Origin of the sequence: Streptomyces sp. NPDC091280, assembly GCF_044768565.1 — a bacterium.
In the GTDB taxonomy this organism is placed as follows: Bacteria; Actinomycetota; Actinomycetes; order Streptomycetales; family Streptomycetaceae; genus Streptomyces.
In genome coordinates this window covers 147,067-153,748 of the sequence record NZ_JBIVUZ010000022.1, presented here as the reverse complement: position 1 = coordinate 153,748, position 6,682 = coordinate 147,067, and the positions used below count along the sequence as shown (strand labels likewise).

5 protein-coding genes and 2 pseudogenes are annotated in these 6,682 nt (G+C 66.2%); 5 read left to right on the top strand and 2 right to left on the bottom strand.

Annotated features, from left to right (window positions below; translation table 11 throughout):
• Nucleotides 1-209 (bottom strand): annotated as a pseudogene (locus ACIQPR_RS45550) (NADP-dependent oxidoreductase); the annotation flags it as partial.
• A 50-nt stretch (nucleotides 210-259) separates the two neighbouring features.
• On the opposite strand from ACIQPR_RS45550, the gene ACIQPR_RS45545 reads away from it, so the two are divergent.
• Together ACIQPR_RS45545 and ACIQPR_RS45540 are read left to right on the top strand one after the other, a co-directional pair.
• Nucleotides 260-1,228, top strand: a complete 969-nt coding sequence (locus ACIQPR_RS45545; RefSeq protein WP_403662433.1) for a LysR family transcriptional regulator — start codon at nucleotides 260-262, stop codon at nucleotides 1,226-1,228.
• A 23-nt stretch (nucleotides 1,229-1,251) separates the two neighbouring features.
• Nucleotides 1,252-1,437: pseudogene (locus ACIQPR_RS45540) on the top strand (hypothetical protein); the annotation flags it as partial.
• 200 nt (nucleotides 1,438-1,637) lie between these two features.
• Here the strand turns inward: ACIQPR_RS45540 and ACIQPR_RS45535 are convergent.
• Entirely contained in the window at nucleotides 1,638-2,246 is a 609-nt protein-coding gene (locus ACIQPR_RS45535) for a helix-turn-helix domain-containing protein (protein ID WP_403662430.1), read from the bottom strand.
• A 309-nt stretch (nucleotides 2,247-2,555) separates the two neighbouring features.
• Here ACIQPR_RS45535 and ACIQPR_RS45530 point away from each other — a divergent pair, with 309 nt between their 5' ends.
• From ACIQPR_RS45530 to ACIQPR_RS45520, 3 genes are all read left to right on the top strand, one after another.
• Complete coding sequence (locus tag ACIQPR_RS45530; protein ID WP_403662427.1) at nucleotides 2,556-2,948, top strand: hypothetical protein; 393 nt, start codon at nucleotides 2,556-2,558, stop codon at nucleotides 2,946-2,948.
• A gap of 113 nt (nucleotides 2,949-3,061) precedes the next feature.
• Complete coding sequence (locus ACIQPR_RS45525; protein ID WP_403662424.1) at nucleotides 3,062-4,366, top strand: hypothetical protein; 1,305 nt, start codon at nucleotides 3,062-3,064, stop codon at nucleotides 4,364-4,366.
• A 58-nt stretch (nucleotides 4,367-4,424) separates the two neighbouring features.
• A complete protein-coding gene (locus tag ACIQPR_RS45520) occupies nucleotides 4,425-6,614 on the top strand; it encodes a phage tail tip lysozyme (protein ID WP_403662421.1) in 2,190 nt (729 codons plus the stop codon).
• The last annotated feature ends 68 nt before the right edge of the window (nucleotides 6,615-6,682 follow it).

The following is a 6,682-nucleotide window of genomic DNA, read 5'->3' as shown; positions in this document are numbered from 1 at the left end:
TCGCGGTGGTAGGGGTCCACCGACCAGTACAAGTTCTCCACCAGCGCTGTTCCCGGCCCAGGCACCGGCATCGTGGACTCTACGTAGGCGAAGTGGTCGGAGGTGGGGAAGCCATGGGGGCGGGCGGTCTGGTGCACGGTGAGCACGGTCTCGGTCATGACGGTGACCGTACGGAGGAATGCGGAGGCTGGGCAGAGGGTTGCGCTCATGGAACGGTCCGATCCATGAAGGGCCCTCATAGAAGCAGGTGGGACCCCTTGTGACGGCCTCAGCCCCCATACCGCCCGCACTCACTGCGGCTGCCGCCACCGACCTTGCCCCGCACGAACTCCGCATCCTCGTGGCCGTCGACCGTGAGCGCGGGTTCTCGGCAGCCGCCACGGTCCTCGGACTGACCCAGTCCGCAGTCTCGCATTCCATACGGGGGACGGAACGCAAGGTCGGAGCAGTCCTTTTCGAGCGGGGCAGGAAGGGCGCGACGCCCACTGCGGCCGGTACCGCCGCTGCCGCCCACGCCCGCCGGGTCCTGCGGCTCCTGGACATCTTGGCCGCAGAGACCCGCGGCGCCGAGCGGGGCACGGTCGCGGGCCCGCTGCGCATCGCCGCCTTTCGTAGCGCTGCCCTCTACCTGCTGCCGTCCGTCCTGGAGCGCCTCGCTGCCCGCCACCCCGGCATCGAGCCAGAAGTGTTCGTCGTCCGTGAGCTGGGCGCTGGCACCGCCGGCGAGGTCGCCGAGGGGCGCGCGGATGTAGGCATCGCAACGATCGGCGCCATCTCGCCCGTGCCCGCCGGGCTCATCGGCGACGTACTCTTCGATGAGCCCTACTCGCTGGTGCATCTGGCCGGTCACCCCACCCCGCGCTCCCTGCCGCTGGTGGACTGGCACGAGAACTGCGGCTCCTACACCCGCCAGTGGTGGGCCAGACAGGACTGGATTCCCAAGGCGACCGTCCTGACCGAGGACGACGCAGCGGTGCTCTCACTGGTGAGCAGAGGTCTCGGCATGGCGATCATGCCCGCGCTCTCCCTGAACGAAGCTCCGGACGGCATCGAGATCACCGACCTCGGACCCGAGCGCCCGACCCGTTCCGTGGGTTACGTCACCACCCCGGAGCTGGCCTCCAGCGTCTCCGTCCGCGCCCTGATCCGCGAGCTCAGAGCGGCCCGCAGTGAAGCCGGGGTCGAGACTGGTGGAGCAGAGAGTGTGGGTTGGTGTCACACAGGTTGACACCTGGAACAACTCCAATGTGTGCCGTGCGGGCGCACCGCCTCGTGAACCGCCCCAGCCAGGACCTTGATGTCGCCACCGAGAACCCTGCGCCCATGGCCGACATCGCCGCCACGCTCCGCACTGGCCTGGAAGATCGCGGCTGGAAAGTGCATGCGCTGGAGACCGCCCCGCTGTCGGCCCGCTTCACCGTGACCGACCCGGCCACGCCTTCCGCCATGGCCCCCTCGATGGCCTTCAGGATGAATACGTCGATACACAGCGTCCACAGTCTGCGAGTTGGTCACGTCGTGTAGGCGAGGCAGAACGGCGCGAGCACCGAAGAGATTAGGCAGGCCGACCGGAATGGGAGGCACGAGTCCGGTGAACGACTACGACCAGAAGTTCAAACCGGCCGCCCGCAACAGCGTCAAGTGCCTGCGTCTGTGACCTCTCCGGCCAGCTTGTTGCGGACATCACGCATGCGGGCGTCGAGAGCGGCCTGGGTCTCAGGGTCGAGCTCGTAGTCGCTGGCGGTCTCAGGGTTGACGTGCAGCGCGTGAGAGCGGACGGCCTCTCGCTCGGAGGAGAGTTGCTGGAGGGTCTGGGTGATCCGGTGGATCTTCTGCCGCTGCTTCTCCCATTCCTGCTCGGCGAGGGCGAGCTCGGCGAGCTGGCTCTGGATCTCGGCCTCGTTCTCTCGAGCGTAGTTGTCGCTGATCAGCGTGATCAGAGGGACGCCGAGAGCCTCAGCAGCGGTGACCGCCTCGTCGAGCCTGACCGCGCGGGTCTGCTGCTCGATGCGTGTGATGGCGGTGGAGTCAACGTTCGCGCCAAGCAGCGCGGCCATACGGCGCGCTAGCTCTGCCTGGCTGATGCTGAGGCGTTCGCGTTCTTGACGAAGTCGGCGGGCGAAAAGGTCCCCGGGCAGTGGGTTCATCACGGTTTGGCACTTCCTGGTCGGGATCGCGATCGACGAGGCATGGGGGGCCGCCTCGAAATCGAGCAGGCCAGCGTCGCAGCAGTGCTGGAGCGGCACATTACACATCTCACGCTGCGGATTCCACAGGCGTCCACCACGGCCCTGCGGCCGCGCGCCGCAGCGCCGATTCACCCGGTTTTCACACCTCTTTCCACTCTTTATCGATAGCCCCTTTCGAGCAGCCCGTGACTCACCATTCAAATGAGGTAGACTAGTCACTCATACGCGAACCAAGAGGGTGTCCGACGGCAAGCCATTGACCACTCATGCTTCTATCGCAGCCCATCAATGTGGGTGAGCTGCGCTTGTCGCCTTGTGGCTCATCGCCATGCCATCGAATGATTCGAAAGGCGAGAGGGAAGAACCGTGACGAAGATCTACGAGGCAGCCGTCCTCGCACAGACCTCCCTGCCGAGTGCAGCCTGGGACCTGACCAGCTTCCTGCAGAACGCCAAGTCCCAGGTCCAGCTCTGGGGCGGCCTTCTGCTCATGCTGCTCGGTGCTGTCGGCCTGGTCTGGGGCGGCATGCTCCTGATCAAGAAGCTGATGGCCAACCCGCAGTCCGCGGGTCACCAGCAGGGCTGGGGCACGATCGCGCTCCTCATTCTCGTCGGCGGAGCCCTGGGAACCGGTGGGTGGTCACTGATCGAGACGGTCGGTTCCGGCGGCCAGCAGACCATCACGGACCTCGGCGGCGGCACGGTGATCGCCCAGACCGCGGATCAGTTCAGCGGGTTTCTGGGCGGCCCTTCCAAGTAAGAGGCCGTCACAGAGTGTGCACAGGACCGGGGACAGAGGTGTCGAGCGAACCGCCGGGTCGGTTCGACACGTCCGCGCCTGCGGCACGGTGCGGGCACGAAAGAGAGCAGAACATGGGGATCAAGGGCAAAGCACTGGCCTTCAGCCGGAAGTTCAAGCTCGACTCGCACCACGCGATCGAGCGTTTTGGGGTGTTCTTCGGCATCTTCGCGCTCGCGGGCGCGATCGTGATCAGCGCATCGGGGGCCTCGGCGTACCAGGCGGAGCGTGACTCCCTGTCGCAGACGGCGCTGTACACCAGCGACTTCAAGACGTCGAAGACGAATCTCGACGGCACCGTCGACGGGATCTACACCAACGAGAGCGGCAACACGGCGCTCGTGATGATGCATTTCAGTCCGACCGCTCAGATCTCGTACAGCGCCGCGGACTACAGGGCGTTTCTGCTCGGGTCGGACACCTCTCTGAACGGCGAGCCGGTCAGTACCAGCGGGATCAAGGGCTCCTTCTACGCCTTCGGTTCGACCGGCTACGTCGGGGTCCTCCTGAACGCCGACCGGCCCTTCGACCGCCAGGTGTTGAACCTGACGGTCCGTGCGAATGCCGAACTCACCACGCCCGCAGCGGAGCATGCGCAGGACAGCGGCAAGTTGGCCGGCGACGAAACCTTCTCCAAGTACGACCAGTGGCGGGTCTTCTTCAACCCCGGCGCATCCGGGGTCCAGAAGATCGCGGCGCTCGACGCCCTGGTCTTCGATCCGGCGCAGGCCTACTACGAGGTCGCGCTCAAGGAGAAGGAGGCCGAGGCCAGGGATGCCCTGGACCAGAAGCTCGTCGAGATGCGCACGAATCTGACGCAGATTCAGTCGTACACGTCCGACCTGCAGACGACGAAGATCGACGGCCTCTTCCTGCGTCCGCCAACCGTTCCGGTCTCGATCGCCACCGACAAGATCACGGGCGTCACCGCGGCCGAGGCCAAGGACGGCGTCTCGACGCTGGCGCTGCAGACCAAGCACGTCGTGCCGGGCGGCTTCGACCTCAACTGGCGTGCAGGCAACGTCTACGACGGCTACCTCGACGCCTTGGTGCCGGCTGGTCAGAGCTACGCCCAGTTCTTCACCAAGAAGCGTGACGAGGGCTCGGATCCGACGAGCCAGCAGATCTCGGATATGCAGTGGATCCTCTCGGACGGCACCGGCCTCGCCAAGGACTACCAGTCCTCTGACGTGACGATGCGCCCGCTCATGAACATCATGAACAACCTTTCACAGGCGTATCAGAACTACTCGCGGAACAAGTCGCAGTACGAATCTGACCTATCGCTCGACCTGATCCGACTGGACGTGGGTCTGCGGGACGTGCAGTCCAACAGCACCATTCGCGACGACAAGAACTTCCTCATCACACTCCATTGAGTGCGGCGGGGAAGCGACGCATCCCGCTACCCGACATTGGGCCGGAAAGGAAAACGACATGGCCGCCGACAAACCGAATCGGAGTCCCAACAAGGGGACGGCAAAGGGCCAGCCGAGCACGCCGGTGAGTCAGGGAATGCCCCGGCAAGGTCGCGGGACCAAGAGCCTAGGCCCTGAGGAGGGCCTCCAGAAGCCTCCCGCTGGCAAGGCCGGCGTGCCCAAGCAGCTCCCGGGGCCGGGGGCTGCTTCCTCTGGTCCTACTGGCGCGGCGAAGACTGCGCCGAAGATTCCGGACGCGGCAGACACCGCAGAGACCGCGGGCAAGGCTGCTGGTGCCGCGAGTGCCGGGGCGACGATCCAGCAGGGCATGAACGGCATCGCCGGGAACATGGCCGGAGGCGCGGCCCAGAAAGCGATCGAGGGAGACGGCAGCAGCGCGACCCGCCGTAACGCAGGGCGTTACGCAGGAGCTGCCGTCTCCGGTGCCGTGGCCGGCGCACAGGCCGGCGGGCTTCCGGGAGCCGCCGTTGGCGCGGCGAAGAACGTCGGCGTCGAGGGGGCCCAGGACGCAGTCAAGGGCGTGTCCAAAGTCACCGGCGGCAGCCCGGACGCCAAGCCGGCCGACCAGCGTGAGCTGGGTGCCGGCGGAACGGGCTACGAGCGCGGTGCGTCGAAAGACGACGAGGGCCTGGGCTCGAAGGCTGCCAAGGGCGTCGCCGTCGGCAGTGGCGCGGCTGCTGCTCCGCCGGCCATGGGCGTGGTCATGGCCATGGCCTTCCTGAACTGGCTGAAGTCCATGTTCTTCGCCGCCTTGGCGATGGCCGTCAACGCCGGGAAGCTGCTGTGGATACTGATCGTCGCCATCGTCAAGGCGGTTGGGCATGCGATCGCTGCGCCGTTCATGGCGATCGGCAGCTTTTTAGCCAAGGGGGCCGGCGCGGTTCTGGGCGTCACCGTCACGGCAACGATGACCCCTGTGGCGGCAGCGATGTCGGGTGCGGTCGCGGTGACCGCCACCGTGGCCCTGCTGGGCACGGTCTTGACCGGCGTCCTCAACTCGACGGCGCTGACCGAAGGCAGCATCCACGCGAACGGGACGGCGTGCGTCGTCAACGCGGGCAGCGTCGGCAACGGTTCCGGGGCCACCGTCCCGGCGGACGTGGAGAAGAACGCCAAGGAGATCTACTCGGTACTCAGCAGCTGGGGGATGCCGAAGGAGAACATCGCGGGCATCCTCGGCAACTGGTCGCAGGAGTCGGGGATCGACCCGACGAGCGTGCAGAACTTCCCCACGGGGACGTATGCCATGACCGCCGAGAAGGCCAGCGCCGCACAGAACACGGACAACGGCATCGGTCTCGGGCAGTGGACGTACGGCCGCAACACGCTGCTGCGCCAGTACGCGAAGAACAAGGGCGTCGACTGGTTCACGATCAAGGCCCAGCTGGCCTTCATGGCCAATGGGGATAATCCGGGCGATGTCGCCGTCTTCAAGGACATGCTCAAGACGTCGCAGGGTTCGCCGCGTGCGGCGGCGCTGCACTTCCACGAGAACTGGGAGCGCTCCTCTGACGGCGCGGCCGGGCTCACCGCACGAGGCGACAACGCCGAGATGTGGTTCGGCAGGATGAGCGGCTGGTCGGTCGACAGCTCGATCGTGGGCGGCGTCGAGGACATCGTCGGCGGGATCATCGAGAACATCGCCAACGGCATCAGCACCATCCTGGGCAACTGCAATACCACGGGCGGCACTTCCGTCTCACTGAAGGACGGGGGGATGACCCAGGAGGAGGCCCAGGCCCTCGTCGACCTCTTCAACAAGGAGGGCGACAAGTTCCTCGACGACCGCTATGGCGACCAGGGCGGTCCTGGCTCGTGCGGGAGCAACCACGCGGAGAACTGCGTGTCGTTCTCGACCTACTTCGTGAACAAGTACACGACATTCCAGACCTACCCGGCAGGCGAGGGCAAGGACACGGCGTACACGATCGCGAGGGAGACCGGCAAGCAGTTGTCCTCGACCCCGGCGGTGTACTCGGTGGGTTCTGGCCCGAGCTCCACCTCCGTCGGCCACACCCTCGTGGTGCTCGGCGTCCAGGGCGACAAGGTCATCCTCGGTGAGGCCGGCTACTGCGCCTTCATGGGTCGGGTCCGCGTCGACAGCGCGGCGCGGATGGCGGCGGAGGGCTGGGAGTTCGTGGACATGTCGGATTCGATGCTCCCTTCCGGCAAGATCAAGACGGCCTGATGCGCCATATCTGATCCGGGAGTGAGAAGCCGGTGCCGGACGTTCCGGGCACCGGCTTCTTCATGTCC

Bases quoted from the DNA above. Each gene is read 5' to 3' on its own strand.
- ACIQPR_RS45525 (WP_403662424.1), top strand. From the start codon at position 3,062: ATGGGGATCAAGGGCAAAGCACTGGCCTTCAGCCGGAAGTTCAAGCTC.
- ACIQPR_RS45520 (WP_403662421.1), top strand. From the start codon at position 4,425: ATGGCCGCCGACAAACCGAATCGGAGTCCCAACAAGGGGACGGCAAAG.